The organism is Gordonia sp. L191 (assembly GCF_030077625.1).
Lineage (GTDB): Bacteria > Actinomycetota > Actinomycetes > Mycobacteriales > Mycobacteriaceae > Gordonia > Gordonia polyisoprenivorans_A.
Genome location: NZ_CP125996.1, coordinates 4,855,098 through 4,872,216, shown reverse-complemented (window position 1 = coordinate 4,872,216; position 17,119 = coordinate 4,855,098). Strand labels below are relative to the sequence as shown.

At 67.6% G+C, this 17,119-nt stretch carries 8 protein-coding genes; 2 read left to right on the top strand and 6 right to left on the bottom strand.

The window, feature by feature from the left end:
* Positions 1–95 precede the first annotated feature (95 nt).
* Both pks13 and QNM97_RS21940 read left to right on the top strand, forming a co-directional pair.
* Entirely contained in the window at positions 96–5,366 is a 5,271-nt protein-coding gene (gene pks13, locus QNM97_RS21945) for a polyketide synthase Pks13 (protein WP_283820318.1), read from the top strand.
* A 35-nt stretch (positions 5,367–5,401) separates the two neighbouring features.
* Positions 5,402–6,949, top strand: coding sequence for an acyl-CoA carboxylase subunit beta (locus QNM97_RS21940; protein WP_208793694.1), 1,548 nt, complete (start codon positions 5,402–5,404; stop codon positions 6,947–6,949).
* Between the two features lie 167 nt (positions 6,950–7,116).
* Here QNM97_RS21940 and QNM97_RS21935 read toward each other — a convergent pair whose 3' ends face one another.
* The 6 genes from QNM97_RS21935 to QNM97_RS21910 form a co-directional block, all read right to left on the bottom strand.
* Positions 7,117–7,875, bottom strand: coding sequence for a VIT1/CCC1 transporter family protein (locus tag QNM97_RS21935; RefSeq protein ID WP_283820317.1), 759 nt, complete (start codon positions 7,873–7,875; stop codon positions 7,117–7,119).
* 86 nt (positions 7,876–7,961) lie between these two features.
* Positions 7,962–9,206, bottom strand: coding sequence for a DICT sensory domain-containing protein (locus QNM97_RS21930; protein WP_283820316.1), 1,245 nt, complete (start codon positions 9,204–9,206; stop codon positions 7,962–7,964).
* Between the two features lie 200 nt (positions 9,207–9,406).
* The gene (locus tag QNM97_RS21925; RefSeq protein ID WP_253193840.1) at positions 9,407–9,682 is read right to left on the bottom strand and encodes a hypothetical protein; all 276 of its coding nucleotides are present in this window, start codon (positions 9,680–9,682) and stop codon (positions 9,407–9,409) included.
* 10 nt (positions 9,683–9,692) lie between these two features.
* A complete protein-coding gene (locus QNM97_RS21920; protein ID WP_208793697.1) occupies positions 9,693–10,235 on the bottom strand; it encodes a Dps family protein in 543 nt (180 codons plus the stop codon).
* A 122-nt stretch (positions 10,236–10,357) separates the two neighbouring features.
* Positions 10,358–13,729: an arabinosyltransferase domain-containing protein gene (locus QNM97_RS21915; RefSeq protein WP_502874952.1), complete on the bottom strand. Its 3,372-nt coding sequence runs from the start codon at positions 13,727–13,729 to the stop codon at positions 10,358–10,360.
* A complete protein-coding gene (locus QNM97_RS21910) occupies positions 13,719–17,078 on the bottom strand; it encodes an arabinosyltransferase domain-containing protein (RefSeq protein WP_502874951.1) in 3,360 nt (1,119 codons plus the stop codon). The genes QNM97_RS21915 and QNM97_RS21910 overlap by 11 nt, the downstream gene beginning before the upstream one ends.
* Positions 17,079–17,119: the final 41 nt, after the last annotated feature.

Here is a 17,119-nt window from a genome sequence, read left to right as displayed (position 1 = left end):
GCAGCGAAGCCTTTCGCCGCACACCCTCCGCGTCGGCCGGCCGCCGTCACGAACCCGCGCGGTCATCGAGCCGTCGCCAAGTACCCTGAGAAACGATGTCTGAACTGAATAACGACGAGCCGAACAACCAGGTCGACGCCACCAGCACCGACGGGGAGACCGCCGGTGGGCTGACCGTCTCCGAACTACGCGACTGGTTGCGTGACTGGGTGGCGCAGGCCACCGGTGTACCGGCCGATCAGATCTCGGATGACCGCCCGATGGAGGAGTTCGGTCTGTCCTCGCGTGACGCGGTGGCGCTGGCCGCCGACGTCGAGGACAAGACCGGCGTCATCCTCACCGCGACCGTCGCCTACAACCATCCGACGATCGCGATGCTGGCGACCCGCATCATCGAGGGCGATCCCGACGAGGGCATCGACGCCGACGACGACCGTTTCTGGGAGCGCGAGCGCAGCGACGCCGACGACATCGCCATCGTCGGGCTCTCCACGCGATTCCCGAAGGCCGGTCAGTCGCCGGAGTCGACGTGGGAGGCCCTGATCGAGGGCCGTGACGGCATCTCCGACCTCCCCGACGATCGCTGGACCGAGTTCAAGGCCGACCCGCGGATGGCCGAGGTCCTCGAGAAGCGCAACCTGCGCGGCGGATACCTCGACGACGTCAAGTCGTTCGACGCCGACTTCTTCCAGATGAGCCCCCGCGAGGTCGAGATGGTCGACCCGCAGCAGCGGCTCGCGCTCGAACTGACGTGGGAAGCCCTCGAACACGCACGCATCCCGGCCAGCGATCTCAAGGGCGGCAGCGTCGGCGTCTTCGTCGGCACCTCCACCAACGACTACCAGCTGATGGCCGCGCTCGGCCTCGGTGAGGGCTCCGACGAGACCGCGGCCTACGCCCTGACCGGCACCGCCACCTCGATCATCGCCAATCGCGTCTCCTACTTCTTCGACTTCCACGGCCCGTCGGTCGCCATCGACACCGCGTGCTCGTCGTCGCTGGTGGCCGTCCACCAGGCGGTGCAGAGCCTGCGTTCGGGCGAGTCCGAGGTCGCCCTGGCCGGTGGTGTCAACATGATCCTCACCCCGGCGGCGACCGTCGGCTTCGACACGATCGGCGCGGTCGCCAAGGACGGGCACATCAAGGCCTTCTCCGCCGACGCCGACGGCATGGTGCGCTCCGAGGGCGGCGGTCTGTTTGTTCTCAAGCGACTCGCCGACGCCCGCCGCGACGGCGATCAGGTCCTCGCGGTGATCTCGGGTACGGCAGTCAACTCCGACGGCCGTTCCAACGGCATCTTCGCGCCCAATCCCGAAGCGCAGGTGGAGGTTCTGCGATCGGCGTATGCCGACGCCGCACTCGATCCGCGTCAGGTCGACTACGTCGAGGCGCACGGCACCGGCACCATCCTTGGTGATCCGATCGAGGCCGACGCACTGGGCCGGGTGGTTGGTCGCGGACGTGTCGTCGGCGCCCCCGCGCTGCTCGGATCGGCCAAGACGAACTTCGGGCACATGGAGTCCGCAGCCGGCGCCGGGGCACTGGCCAAGGTCGTGTTGTCCATGGGGCACAACAAGATTCCCGCGTCCCTGAACTACGCCGGACCCAACCCCTACATCCAGTTCGAGGCGACCGGACTCAAGGTCACCGACGAGATCACCGAATGGCCGCGCTACTCCGGGCACGCCATCGCGGGGGTGTCCGGATTCGGCTTCGGCGGCACCAACGCCCACGTCATCGTCCGCGAGGTACTCCCGGGCGACCTCGAAGAACCGGCCGCCGTCGCCGATCTGGCCGACGCGGCCGCCGCCGAGACACCGGCCGCCGACCTCGACGACGACGAGGACTTCCTCACCGAGGCCGAACGTGCGGTACTCGCCGCGCAGTCGGTCGCTCCTGAAGCCGATGCCGTTGTCGCCGAACGTGATCCGGCCGACGACTTCGCGCCATGCGCGGTCGACGGGTCGGTGGTGCCCCTGGTGATCTCGGCGTTCCTGCCGTCGCGGCGCCGCAAGGCGGCCGCCGATCTGCTCGAGTGGCTCGAATCCGATGCCGGACAAGCCACCCCGCTCGCCGACATCGGACGGGCGCTCGCGCACCGCAACCACGGGCGGTCGCGCGCCGTCGTGATGGCCCGCTCCCACGAGGACGCCGTCAAGGGTGTGCGTGCGGTGGCCGAGGGCAAGGCCAATCCGCTTGTGTACTCGGCGGATTCGCCGGATGCCGCATCGGCGGTGTGGTTGCTGAGCGGCTTCGGATCGCAGCACCGCAAGATGGCCAAACAGCTCTACACCGAGAATCCGGTGTTCGCCAAGTACGCCGACCGCGTCGATCACCTCGTGCAGCGCGAACTCGGATACTCCATCGTCGAGATGTTCCTCGACGACGCACAGACCTACGGCATCGAGACCAGCCAGGTCGGCATCTACACCATCCAGGTCGCACTCGCCGACACGTTGCGCCACTTCGGCGCGCAACCCGGTGTGCTGGTACCGCATTCGATGGGGGAGGCCTCGGCCGCCTACATCAGTGGTGGTCTCTCGCTCGAGGATGCGACACGGGTGATCTGTCAGCGCTCGCGTCTGATGGGTGAGGGTGAGTCGATGCTCACCGGCGACGACATCCGGCTGATGGCGCTCGTCGAGTACTCCGCCGAGGACATCAACGACGTCCTCGTCGACTACCCGGACCTCGAGATCTGTGTCTATGCGGCGCCGACTCACACCGTCATCGGTGGTCCAGAGCCGCAGGTCGACGCCATCGTCGAGCGCGCCGAGAAGGAGGGCAAACTCGGCCGCAAACTGCAGACGAAGGGTGCGAGCCACACCTCGCAAATGGACCCGCTGCTCGGCGAATTGGCCTACGAGCTCACCGGAATCGAACCACTGCGCCCGACCGTCGGCTTCTACAGCTCGGTGGACCGCGAGACCTTCTATCGTCCCGGACACGAGCCGGTGCACACCATCGACTACTTCCTCAAGGGACTGCGCCACAGCGTGTGGTTCTCGCAGGCCATCGCGAAGTCGGTGGAGAACGGTCACCGCACCTTCCTCGAACTCTCGCCCAACCCAGCGGTCCTGATCTCCGTTGCGGCGGTGACGTTCTCGGCCGGACTCCAGAACGCCGAGCTGATCGAGACGCTGCGCCGCAAGGAAGACGAGAGCTTCGGCGTCATCAATGCCCTGATGAAGCTGTACGTGCACGGTCACGCCGTGGACGTCGCGTCGCTGTTCGGCACCGGTGCCGGCCGCGCGTTCGCCGACATCCCGCGCACCCGCTTCGAGCGAAAGCCGTACTGGCTCAAGGCCACCGTGAATTCCGGTGGTGGCAGCGGATCGATCCCCGGTGCACACGTGGCGCTGCCCGACGGCCGGCATGCCTGGGAGGTCAACGCCGGCGCGGTCACCGACCTGCGTGAGCTGGTCCGTGCCGCGGCCGCACAGGTCCTCGCCGAGGCGACGGTCGGTGCCGCGGTGGCCCACGGCGCGGTCGGTGCCGGTGCTGGCGAGGGCACGCTCACGACGACGCTGAGCCCGCACCCTGGTGGTGCGTCGGTGACCGTCCATGCCAAGCACGACAAGAACTTCCGCCTGCTGTTCGAGGCGGTCGTCACCGGCGCCACTGTCCCCGGTACCGCCGACGGCGCCCCCCAACCCGCCGACAGTGCTCTCCAGCCCGCCGACGGCGCCATCGATCCGCGCAAGGTCGGCTACATCGACAACTCGGTGGTCGTCGAGGACGAGATCATCGACGACATCGGCAACAAGTGGGATCCGCAATCCGGCGAGTCGATCGACGACCGGCTCGCGATCATCGTCGGTGAATCCATGGGTTACGACCCGGAGGATCTGCCCCGCGAGATCCCGCTCGTCGAGTTGGGCCTCGATTCGCTGATGGCCGTGCGCATCAAGAATCGCGTCGAATTCGAGTTCGACATCCCGCAGCTGCAACTTCAGGCCATGCGGCAGGCGAATCTCTCCGACGTCTCCAAGTTCGTGAACTACGCGGTCCATCACCGTGACGAACTGGACGACCTCGCCGAGAATGCCGCCGGCGGAGGCGAACTCGACACCGCCGCGCTCAACGCCTACATCGACGAGCAGAACGCCAAACGCGCCGACAGCGCTCCCTCCGTCGCCGACACCGCCCCAGCTCCCGCCGACAGCGCCCCCGCTCCCGCCGACAGCGCTCCGGCTCCCGCCGACAGCGCTCAGAAGCCCGCCGACCTCACCTCGCAGGCCGCGGTCGCCGAGGCCGCGGGCTCCGACGTCCCGCCACGTGACGCCGCCGAACGGCTCACCTTCGGGGTGTACGCGGTGGTCACCAAGCGTTCGGCCGGCGGCATCTTCAACAAGCTGCCGGTCCTCGAAGAGGATGTGGCACAAGCCCTCACCGACAAGCTCAACGAGCGCACCGGTGGTGACATTGACGTGGAGGACATCCTCGATTCGGAGACCATCGAGGAGATGTCGAACTACGTTCGCGAGTTCCTCGACGCGGCCGCCGATACCGACGGATTCGTGCGCTACCTGCGACTGATCGACGGGAAGAAGACCTACGACCCGCAGGCCGGTGACCCGACGCCGGTGCTGCTGTTCCACCCCGCCGGCGGTAACACCTCGGCGTACGAGGCGCTGCTCAAGCGGCTGCCGGAGTCGGTGCCGGTCATCGGTTTCGACAGGGTCGAGGGCAGCATCGAAGAGCGTGTGCGGCAGTACATGCCACGCCTGCGCGAGGTGCAGCCGCACGGCCCGTACGTTCTGGTCGGCTGGTCGCTCGGCGGCGCGCTCGCCTACGGTGCCGCGCAGGTGTTGCGCGACGCAGGCGAGGAGATCGACTTCGTCGGTCTCATCGACGTCGTCCGTCCCCGACACGATGTTGCCGAGACCCCCGACACCAAGCGGGCACGACTGGAGCGGTGGAAGGACTTCGCGATCCGCAACTACGATCTCGACGCCGACATCCCGATCCCGATGGATCGGCTCGTCGAGGCCGACGACGAGGGGCAGTTCGCGATCATCATGGAGATGATGTCGATGTCGGGCACCAAGATTCCCGGCGGCATCATCGAGCACCAGCGCACCTCGTTCATCGACAACCGCGCGCTCACCAACATCTCCCCGACACCCTACGGCGGCAAGGTCGTGTTGTATCGCGCCGACAAGATGCACGATGGCGCAATCGAACTCGAGCCGCAGTGGGCGGAGATCGACGAAGACGGTCGGTGGGGTGAGGTGGTCGACGACCTCGAGATCATCCACATCGGCGGCGATCACCTGTCGATCGTTGATGAGCCGTATATCGGCAGAATCGGCGCCGACCTGACCCGCCGACTCGGTACCGTCGGTTCCACCACCAGCAAGTGACAGACCGCGACACCGCGGACCACGCAGAGGATCACATGGACACCACCGCAGCCAAACTCGCCGACCTGAGGGCCAAGCTCGAACTCGCCAAGGAGCCGGCCGGGGAGAGGGCGGTCGCCAAGCGTGCGAAGAAGGGCATCTTCTCCCCGCGTGAGCGGCTGGCGATGCTCTTCGACCCGGGTACCTTCATCGAGATCGGTGCCCTGGCCAAGATGCCCGGCGCCGCCGAGACCGGATACGGCGACGGCGTGGTGACCGGTCATGGTCTGGTGCACGGACGTCCGGTCGCGGCGTTCTCCCACGACCAGTCGGTGCACGGCGGCACCGTCGGAGAGATGTTCGGGCGCAAGGTGTCCGCGCTGATGGAGTGGGCCGGCAGGATCGGTTGCCCGATGGTCGGCATCAACGACTCGGCCGGTGCGCGTATCCAGGATGCGGTGACCTCGCTCGCCTGGTACGCCGAGATGGGTCGGCGCAACGACCTGCTGTCCGGGCTCGCCCCGCAGATCTCGATCATCCTCGGCAAGTGCGCCGGTGGCGCCGTGTACACCCCGGCCAACACCGACATCCTCGTCGCCGTCGAGGACAAGTCGTACATGTTCGTCACCGGTCCCGACATCATCAAACAGACCACAGGCGAAGAGATCTCGGCCGAAGACCTCGGCAGCGCGCACAATCAGGCGCGGTGGGGCAATATCCACCACGTCGCCGCCGACGAGAAAGCCGCGTTCGAGTGGGTCCGCGAGTATCTGCAGTACATGCCGTCGAGCTGCTACGAGAAGCCGCCGGTGATCAATCCCGGGCTCGAGCCCGAGATCACCGACTCCGATCTCTCGCTGAACTCGTTCATGCCGGACTACGACAACGCCGGTTACGACATGCACGACATCATCATCAAGCTGTTCGACGACGGTGCGTTCCTTGAGGTCGGAGAGTTGTTCGCCCCCAACATCATCACCGGATACGCGCGCGTCGACGGACATGCCGTCGGGGTGGTCGCCAACCAGCCGAGCGTGATGGCGGGCACCCTCGACACCGACTCGTCGGAGAAGGCTGCGCGATTCGTGCGCATCTGCAACGCTTTCGGCATCCCGCTGATCTTCCTCGTCGACACCCCGGGCATCCTCCCGGGTCTGGCCGAGGAGCAGAAGGCGACGATCCGACGTTCGGGCCGCTTCCTCTACGCCTACGTCGAGGCGGACGTCCCGAAGATCACCGTGGTGCTGCGCAAGGCCTATGGCGGTGCGTACGCGGTGATGGGTTCCAAGCAACTCGGCGCCGACCTCAACTTCGCCTGGCCCTCGGCCAAGATCGCGGTGATGGGTGCGGAATCGGCGGCGGCGGTGCTGACCCGTCGCCAGACCGAGGGCTTGTCGGCCGCCGAGGCCGATAAGGTTCGTCGCGACTTCATCGACTTCTACAACACGATGATGGCCACGCCGTACCTCGCCGCCGAGCGCGGCTACATCGATGCCGTCATCGAACCCGCCGAAACCCGACTCCAGCTACGGAAAGCGTTGGCGCAGTTGCGGGACAAGCAGATGATCCGCACCCCGCGCAAGCACTTCCTGATGCCGATCTGACGGTTTCCGTCGCGTGCGCTCGGGGTGTGGTGGTTCGGAACCAGCACCGCGGCAGGTGGTCTCGAGGCTCGTCGCTATCGCTCCTCGACCATCGGGGGATGGTCGAGGTGCCCGGCGCACCAGGCGCCGGGCCTCTAGACCCCGTGCACCGTTGCTGGTTCCGCCGCTCACCCCACCGCATGCCCGACGAGGCGCCCGATCGCGAAGGTCACGATCATCGCTATCGCGCCGCCGACCACGACGCGGCACACCGGTCGCCATGGTGACGAGCCGCCGAGCCGAGCGCCGGTGAATCCGGTGATCGCCAGCGCGGCGACGACCGCGGCGAAGGTGATCGGGATGCGCAGCGACGCGGGCGGGATCAGGATCGCCAGCATCGGCAGCAGCGCCCCGCTGAGAAACGACACCGCCGACGACGCGGCCGCCAGCCATGGCTTGGTCAGTTCGTGTGGGTCGATCCCGAGTTCGACATCGACGTGGGCCTCGAAGGCATCGCGGGCCGTCAGTTCGGTGGCCACGCGGCACGCGGTCTCGTGCGTGAGCCCCTTCTCCTCGTACAAGCCGACGAGCTCGTCGAATTCCGCCTGCGGCTGCTCCCGGAGTTCACGGCTCTCCTTGGCCAGCAACGCTTTCTCGGTGTCTCGCTGCGTGCTCACCGACACGTACTCACCGAGCGCCATCGACACCGCCCCGGCTGCGAGCCCGGCGATTCCCGCAGTGAAGATCGGTCCCCGGTCGGTGGTCGCGGCGGCCACACCGATCACGATTCCCGCGGTGGAGACGATGCCGTCGTTTGCACCGAGCACGCCGGCGCGTAACCAGTTGAGGCGATTCGACAGCGATCCCACGGCATGGGGTTCGCCCGAATGCTGATGCGGCGGCTCTGCCGGATCGTGCTCGGCAGCCGCGCCGTCGAGAGGGGTCATGGACCCACCCAAACGCCGAAAGCCGCGCTGCGCAAGCAAGGTGAGGCTGAGCATCACCGGTGGTATGCCCGCGCAGGGCGGGTGATTCAGGCGAAGCGTTGCAGGATCGAATGCACCGCCTGCGTGACGGTGAGCCGGTCGTAACTCTGGACGAAGTCGAAGGTGCGATCCAGATCGTCTGCGCCGCAGTGCTGATCGCGCGCCGAGAGCAGCGCGGCGAAGTGCGGACCGAGCACGGCGACGTTCCACTCCTCGACCAGGTCGTCGTCGGGGGCCAGTGGCGCGCGATGCACGTTGCCGTCGCGGACGTCGACGAGATCGACCCCGTACACGCCGGCCAGCCCGGTCCGTTCGGACATGGCACGCCAGCGTGCTGCGGTGCGCTCGGTGAAATGCCGGGCGTGCTGGAAGGTCCCGACGACGACGGCGGCACCGCCGATCGCTGCCTGCTCCTCGAGTGCCTTGCTCATCTCGATCAGCAGCCGTTTGTTGCCCAGCCGCGGCGTCAGCGACGCCGAGGCGATGGCGTAGGGCGTGGCCGCCTCGGGCGGCGGCGACGACCACACGGGCAGCTCGGGCAGTGCGACGACGGTCGCGGTCTGCAGCGCCGCCGGTGACTCGACGGACGGATACAGCGCGCCCGTCCCGAAGGACGCACCCAGGGTCATCGCTGCGACGCGTTTGGCATCGGTGTCGACACCGTCGGCGATGACGACGGCGTGCGAACGTTCGGTGTGCGCGGCAAGGGTGTGCGCCAGCCGGGCCGGGTCGAGGTTGGTGCCGTCGGGTTCGATGATGGCGTCGAGGAGGTCGGCGCCGGTGATGACGATGTCGGGTTCCACGAGTGAGAGCAGGGTCGCCGCCTGATCGCTGCTGGTCAGGCCGTCGACGCAGACGATGCGTCCTTCCTGCCGCGCCCGGGCGACCCGCGCCAGGGTGCGTTGGGGACTGCGTTCGACGGCGTCGGGGAGTACCACGAGCACTCGCTGCTCGAGCCGTTCGCGGGTGTCGTCGTCGAGGCCGTCGATGAGTTCGAGGTCCATCGGCACCAGCAACGGCAGGATCTTGGCGATCGACTGAGCCGTCGGCGTGGCCGCATACTCGTTCCTGCGGCGGTCGAGGACCTGGTGTTGTTCCATCAGACGGGCAGCGCGACGCAGTGCTCTTGCAGTACCCAGGCGCGTCCCGGTGGGACCACGCAGGGTGAGTTCGACGGCGGCGACGGCGCCGTCGTGCAATCGACACACCGGTGCGAATTGCATGTGGATCTCCAGATCATCGAAGAGGGTGAATCCGCTCTCCGCTGCGATCTGACCAGGCTGGGATGTCATCGATTACCACGTCCATCTGCCTCTCGTGGCCTCAAGATCCGGACAATCACTGGTGACTGTCGTTCGACTACTTGCGGCCAGGCGGTGGGATGCGGTTGGCTTCACATCCGGTGTATCGGCAGAGGATTCTCCCCGGTACTCCGGTGAATCACCCCAGGGGCAGATCCCTTGGAGGGCAGATCTCTCGGAGGGCGGATCGCTCAGAGCCGGGACAGTGCGAACACCGTGCCTGCGGCCAGGATAACAAAGAACCCGACGAGGGCCAGGGCGAGCAGGATCGAGCCGACGAAGCCCACGGCCATCACGGTCATCCAGATGATGACCGCCACGATCATGGCCCACCACCAGAAGCCGACGCGGGACTGCCCGGAGTCCGGTGACGCCGGGGTCGCGGAGACCTCGGCATCACCGGCGGCGGGGTGGATCATGGCCGGATGGCGGGCATCCGCGGCCGCAGGAGCGGAATCGGTTGGCATGAGCAGGTTTTCAGCTGCGAGCCGCGGCTGCGGCGTCGGCCTCGGTGGTCTGGCCGGCCGTCGCGAGGTCGCCGGTGTAGCTCTCGAGGTGCGCGCGAACGAACCACTGGAACTTCTCCAGCTCGGCGGTCTGACCGATCAGGATGTCCTCGGTCACCGGGTCGAGTTCGCCGGTGGTGGCGATCGCATCGCGCTGCGAGGTGATGAAACCGTCATACACCAGATTCAGCGCGCCGAGGTGCGCCTGAGCGGTATCTCGTCCGATCGAGTAGTCGTCCCACGACCGGTCGGCCTCGATCGCCTTGGCCGTACCCTTCGGCGATTCGCCGAGGGTGGCGATGCGCTCGGCGATGGTGTCGGCATAGCCGCGCACCAGCTCGACCTGCGGATCGATCATCTCGTGCACGCCGATGAAGTTCGCGCCGACGACATTCCAATGCACATGCTTGAGCGTCAGGTGCAGATCATTGAGCGCACTGAGACGCTCCTGCAGAATCTTCGTGACGGTAGAAGCGGTTTCGCTGCTGAGTCCGGGAGCGGTGAATGTGGTCATGCCGCAACGCTATGACCGAGGTCGGGCCTGCCCAAGTCTCACCCGGTATGCGTCACGGAACCGAAATGGTCGGTAACGATCGGATAACGCCGCGAGAGTGAGTCCCTCGGCGCAGCCGATCGTCAATAACCGCTCGAGCGCATCGGTGCCGGGTTGTAGAGCCCCGATCGCCGCGCAGTACCGAGATCGAGCTGCGCCGGTGGTGCCGGATCGATCTCGGTGAATCGTTGCAGGCCACCCCAATCCCGCGCCCAGTTGTTGCGCAGATACGTCGGCAACAGGGTGGGTATCAGCATGGCCTCGGTGATGCCGAGTGGGCCACCTGCCGTACCGGCCATCCAGGTCTGGCTGTTCTTGCGGGTGGCGTCGGCGTCCGGCATGATCCGCCACTTGGGTACCTGCAGCACACCGTCTTTCACGGCCATCGGCTGCTGGCAGGGGAACACCATGCCGGGTAGCCAGTCGATGAACACCGGATCGGTGCGCCCGACGACGTCGTTGAGGGTGGCCATGGTGGTGATCCGCGGCGGGGTGAGCGCCACCCATTCGGCAGGCGCGCCGGCGGTGTCGCGGACCTCGATGCGCACGACGTCTGCTCGTGCCGGCGAATTCGCCAGGGGGAAGCGCAGATTGCGCCAGGTCGGCGCCTCGCCGATGTCAAGTGGCGTCATCGTACCCAGCGGTATCACGCGCCCGTCGGCGCCGAGCCGGCCGAACCGCGCGATCACCTGCTGGCCGGGATGGACGACGCCGACCCCGTCGGTGGCCTGCGCCGATCCGGCGACCGCGATCGTCAACAACGGCGCGGAATCCGAGGGTGCCGGCATCGAATACCAGGACGTGGTCAGGCTTGCGGTCCCGGTCGGCGACCCGTAGGTGCCCAGAACCGGGGTCTGTGATGGGCTCAATCCGAAGGGCAACTGCACCGTCGACCCGTTGACACCTCGTGCGCCCTGACCGCCGGCGGTGCCGCCCTGTGCGGAGTCGTCCGACGACGAGGACTCGGTGGCGCCCGCACCTGATTGCGCACTGTTGGTCGCCGACGACGCGCTGTCGTCCTCGGTGGAGTCGACGCTGAGCTGGTTGGGAACCCCGTTGGGGGAGAAACCATTCGGTGGCAGACCGGTCGGGGTGCCGGCGAGCGCGCCGGAGGCGTCGGGTGCCGGCCGGCCGTCGACAGCGGCCGGGCGCAGCAGGCCGGTGTTCGGGTTCGCCTCCACGAGCACATCGTCCGCCAGACCGCACGAATTGCCGGTGAGCGCGCGCATGTTCGAGTTGAGCCAGGAGAACGAATCGCGCTGCGCATAGGCGCCCTTGGCGAAGGTGGCGACGGTGAACACGATGACGAAGCACGAGATGACCGGTAGCGGCGAGAATTTCAGCCGCGAGTACCAGTGATCGGAGTGGCCCGTGCGGGTCGGCTCGTCGACGTAATCGTCGCGGAAATGGAACCACAGCCCGACCGCCGCGGTGATCACCGCGAGAACCAGGAACACCCAGCCGAACTGCACGCCACCCAGCGACGGCGGGCGATCCCACCACGGGACACCGTAACTACCGACGAACCACCACCCGTTGGTGCCGGTGAACGAAATGCCGGTCACCGCGAGAAGCGCTGCGGCGAAGAATGTTCGGTTGCGGCGCGACCGCAGGATGGCCGGTGCCATCATGGCCCCGGCCGCGGCGGCCAGACCACCGGCGATGCCGGCGTACACGCCGAAGTGGTGGGTCCACTTGGTGGGCGTGAACGAGATGAAGAACATGGTGCCCAGGGTCACCGCGATCAGTCGCCAGATCGGCGCGCGGGCAATGCCGTTCGGGTGAACACGGCGCAACAACCGCAGCAGCACGACGACCAGGCACAGGATCATCACCAGAATCCCGAAGCGTCGCGTCAACGTACCGTCGGCGGTGGGCAGGATCAGGTAGTAATACCGAACCGGCTCCTCCCACCACTCCAGGGTCGGGCCGACGTCGGTGGCGACCCGATTGCCGACGAGCAGCGGCATCAGCGGTTGTGCGGCGAAGATCTCGAACAGCACCGCGGTGCCCGCGGCGAGGATCGGCGCCAGCATCGGCACCAGACCGTCACGGCGACGTCGGATCACCACGGCCTTCACCATCGGCCGGACGCCGGCGAGCAGGGCGGCCACCGCCATCAGACCACCGGGCGCGAGCGCCAGGGTGAACGCCGCGGTGATCACCGCGACCGCGTACGGCAGCAACCGGCGCGTGGCGATCGCACGCTCGACGCAGCACCACGTCAGCAACGCGCCCACCGCCTCGCCGGGTTCGGGACGCAGACCGTTGTTGTACGGCAACCAGATCGCGAGGTAGACGAACGCCGCCGACCACACCGCCGGGGTGCTGTGACGTACCGCGCGACCCAACCGCGGAATCACCTCACGCGAGATCAACCACCAGCCGAGCAGACCGAGAGCGAACGCGGGCAACCGCATCCACGGCGCCGCGAGACTGACGTGGGTCATCGCGGCGATCACCTGAAAGTGCCAGCCGAACGGGTCCTGCGGTACCCCGAAATAACGGAAGTAGTTGTCGGCGTACCCGGCAGCGCCGGTGATCCGGCCGACGGTGAAGTTGTAGCCATCGTCGGAGGTGTTGGCGCCGGCGATCCACCAGAACGCCAGGATCACGAACACCACGACGTCGGGCGCGCGGATCGTCCACCACCCCGAGGGCAGGAAACGCTTGTGCCCCCGACCATCCCGATGGTCCAGAACGCCCAGCAACACCAACGACGCGATCGTCATCGCGATTCCCAGGACGATGACGATGATCTTGAGCGTGGTCGGGGAGTTCACATACCGGGTGTCGATGGTGGCGTGCAGGCGTAGACCCTCGCGGGATGCCGTCGCAGGGAGATCGGTGTAGACGCCGACGATCTGCGGGCGCATCTGCTGATCGGGTACCGAGAAGGTGTGCTGGCCGTCGCCGGGCAAGGTCGGTGCCGACGACGCCGACCCGGGTCCGTAGGCGAAGCGCGCCGAGACACCGGTGCCGTCGGCATGGAAGAGGATGCGACAGTTCGGATTCGACTGCGCAGCTGCACGCGGGGTGCTCAGCAGGACCAGGTCGCGGTCGGTGACCACCAGCGAATCGGATGTTGCACGGACGAACAGTGCCCGCGCCGACGCCTGCTGCCCGCCCTCGGGCAGCGTCGAGAGCAACATCCCGCCCGACGCCGGCAGCTCGGCGGCCAGCGAGCACGGCACCGCGGCGTCCATGTCGATCGGCACGAAGGCCACCAGCGGCGCGGCGACGTTGCCGACCGCCGATCCCTGCGGCCAGTTCAGTTCGGCCGTGGACTGATTCACCGGCAGCAGTGGGGTGAGGATCGCCAGGAGGAAGCCCACGAGTCCGGTGACCGCGGCGGCGATCCGCACGCCGCGACCACCAGGCTGTGTCCCAATACCCCGGGTCCGGATACCCGGTGTTCCTTCGGCGACATCGTTCTGTCGATCCTCACTGGTCATCCGACGACTCCACCCTGATCGATCCCGTCCGTGACCAGCCCCAGCGAGTGCTCGTGCCGACGGTCAGCGCAGCAGTGGGGGCGCCCGCGGCCAGCGGCGTCAGTTTCTCCAGTGCTCCCCAGCCCTGGTACCAGTCGCCGGACAGATACGTCGGCACCGTCTGCGCCGACGTCGTACTCTCCGAAATGGCCAGGAGGCCACCGTCGTCGGCGTCCTCCCAGGTCTTCGACTGTGAGTTCGCGGTCACGAAGTCGGGTTGGATGCGCCACCGGGGCACCTGCGCGACCCCGTGGGTGACCTGCAACGGCTGCTGGCACGGGAAGTGTGCGGCCACACTGAAGTCGATCAGCGTCGGCGCATCGGAACCGACAACCTGTTGCAGCGTCGCCAATTTCGGCGCCCGCGGAGGGGTGATCACCAAGAACTGATCCTCCCCGAGATTGTCGTCGAGCAGTGACAGCCGCATCACCGTGGCCGTCGGCGGTGCCGCCGCCATCGGCACCCGGAGATTGCGCCACGGCCGATTCGCGATCACCGGACCGGGATCGATCGGCAACACGTCGGGGCCGACCTGCTCGAAGGAGCCGTCCGGTCCCGGCCTGCCGAACTGCACCACCACCTGCCGGCCGAAGATGTACACCCCGAACATGTCGATGCTCGCCACCGATCCGGCGGCCGAGAACACCAGCAGTGGAGTCGAATTGCGCGCCGGCAGGTCGTACCAGTCGGTGGTCAGCCGGGCCTCGCCGTTGTAGCCGTAGCTGCCGAGCACCGGCGTCGTCGCGGGATCGAGGCCGTACGGGAGGGCCGCGGTGGAGCCGTTGACGGTCCGCGGGCCGCGCCCGCCGGTGGTCCCCGCGCCGAGCCCGCCGGTGATCGCGAACGGCTGGGAGAAGGGGGCGGCCACATTCATCTGACCGGGACGAGCACTACCGGGCTTGGGCGAGAGATCGTCGGGAACACCATCGGGGGAGAAACCGACCGACGTCGCACCGGATCGCGTGCCCGACAACGCCGCCGACGCCGTCTCGCCGCCCGCCGGGCGCAACATGTTAGCGTTGGGGTCCGACTCAACGAGGACCTTGTCGGCCATGCCACAACTGTTGCCGCGCAACGTGTTCAGATTCTCGCCGAACACCGTGAACGCCGGATACCGGACCGCCACCGCCTTGGCGAACACCAGCACCTCGGAGATCACCATCAACGCCGCGATGATCGCGATCGGCGACGACGCGACAACCAGGCGCCGGCGATCGGCGCGGCTGTGCCCGTCGCCGTGCGCGAGTCCGCGATTGGCGACGTAATCCAGGCGCAGGTGTTGCCACACCGCAAGTGCCGCAGCAACAACCGCGAGCACCAGAAAGATCGTCGACACCCCGATACCGGCCACCACCGGCGCCCGATCGAACCACGAGATGCCGTACTCGTAGGCATACGGCCAGGCGTTCTTGCCGGCCATCGCCGCAGCGAGCGCGAAGAACAACCCGGAGACGAACACCGTCAGGTTGCGCGTGGAGCGCGCCGCCGACTGGGCCACCGCCACGGTCGCGGTGGCGGCCAGCGCCGCCGCCAGACCGGCGAAGATGCCGAACTGGATGGTCCACTTGGTCGGGGTGAACGCCAGCAACAGCAAACTCACCCCGACGGCCCCGATCAACCGCCACGCGGGACCCGGCGCCACCCCACTGATCCGGCTGCGCCGCAACATGACCGCCACCGTCACGATCAACGCCGCCAGCAACAACAACACCGGCACCCGCCGGGTCAGGGCGCCGTCCTTGGTGTTGACCGTCAAGAAGTAGTAGCGCAGATACTCCTGATTCCAGTCGATGACAGGCCCGGTCACATACCGGACCTTGATCGCCTCGATCACCGTCGCCAACGTCTGATCACGGAAGACGACGACGAGCACCAGCGCCCCGGCAGCGACGATCGGCGCGACCAACGGCGCCAAACCCGCCTCGCGCCGGCGGGCCAGCAGGATGTGCAGCAGCGGCCGTGCCGCCACGATCAGGATGGCCACCCCGATGAGACCCTGCGGGGCCAGCGCGAGGGTGAACCCGGCGGCGACCGCGGCAAGGGCGGCCGGGAGCAGAGCCCGTGTGGCGATGGCCTTCTCGGCGGCCCACCAGGTCAGCAACGATCCCAGGACGATCATCGACTCGCTGCGCAACCCACTGCAGAACGGCAGCCAGAACGCTGCGAACACCAACGCCGCCGACCACATCGCCCACCGCGAACGGCTCACAGCGCCACCGAGTCGCGGCAACAACACCCGACTCAGGACGAACCAACTCGCCAATCCCGCAACGAGTTGCGGCACCAACATCCACAACAGTGCAGGCGAGACCGCCGACCAGTGCCCCAGGAAGGCGTAGTACCAGTCGAACGGCGCCTCCGGAATCCCGTAGAAGCGGTAGTAATCCGAGAGGTAACCGAACGAACCCGCGGTGCGCCCCATGTTCAGGATGTAACCGTCGTCGGGTGTCCCCGCACCCACCAACGTCCACACGCCCAACACCGCGGTCACCACGAGATCGGTCGGCGATGGGCGCAGCCGCCGCGCCCATCGGGGGCGCGCACCGACCCGCCTGCGATACCCGCCGAGCCGGTCCAGCCAGAACAACGCCCCGAGCGACACCAGAACGCAGAGCACCGCGAGGATCATCACGAGCAGCTTCAGCGTCGACGGCGTGCTCTCGTACCGATTGTCGACCTGCACGTGCGCCCGCATCCCCGACCCGGCGGCCCGCACCTGCGCGGTGGACAGATCGGTGAACATCCCGTCGATCTGCGGCCGAGCGTCGGCGCCCAGATCGCCGGCCGCGTTGCCGACACGTGCGCCGCCCGGCTCGGCGAACTCCGCTTCCGTCGCGCGCGCCGAGGAGAACACATGAAGCCGCGCACACGCGGCGAGCTCGGCACGCGGGATCGAGGCGGCCGCCACGTTGCGGAACGTCACCGACACCGCATCCCGGCTCGCCGTCACATACAGGGCCTTGGCCTTCGAGTCGGGAGCGGCCGTCGGCATCGTCGCGAGCACCACGCCGCCGGCGGCGGGCAGGCCGCGCAGCACGGCGCAGTCGATCGTGACGTCGAGGGACTCGGCCGTCTGCGCGATCAGCGGCGCCGTCACCGACGGCGTCGTCGCCTGCGCGCCCACCAGGCGCTGCGGCCAATCGAAGGACGCCTGCGTCACGCTCACCGGCAACAGCGGGGTGATCACACACAGCACCGCGCCCATGACACCCGCGATGACGGCGATCAACGTGACCGGTGCAGAACGGACCGTGGGCGACCCCGTCGGCCGACACTGATCAGGCGCGGGAGACGACGCGGTCACGGGCACGATCCCACATGCTATGTGACCCGCTCGAGAGACGGGGTTCC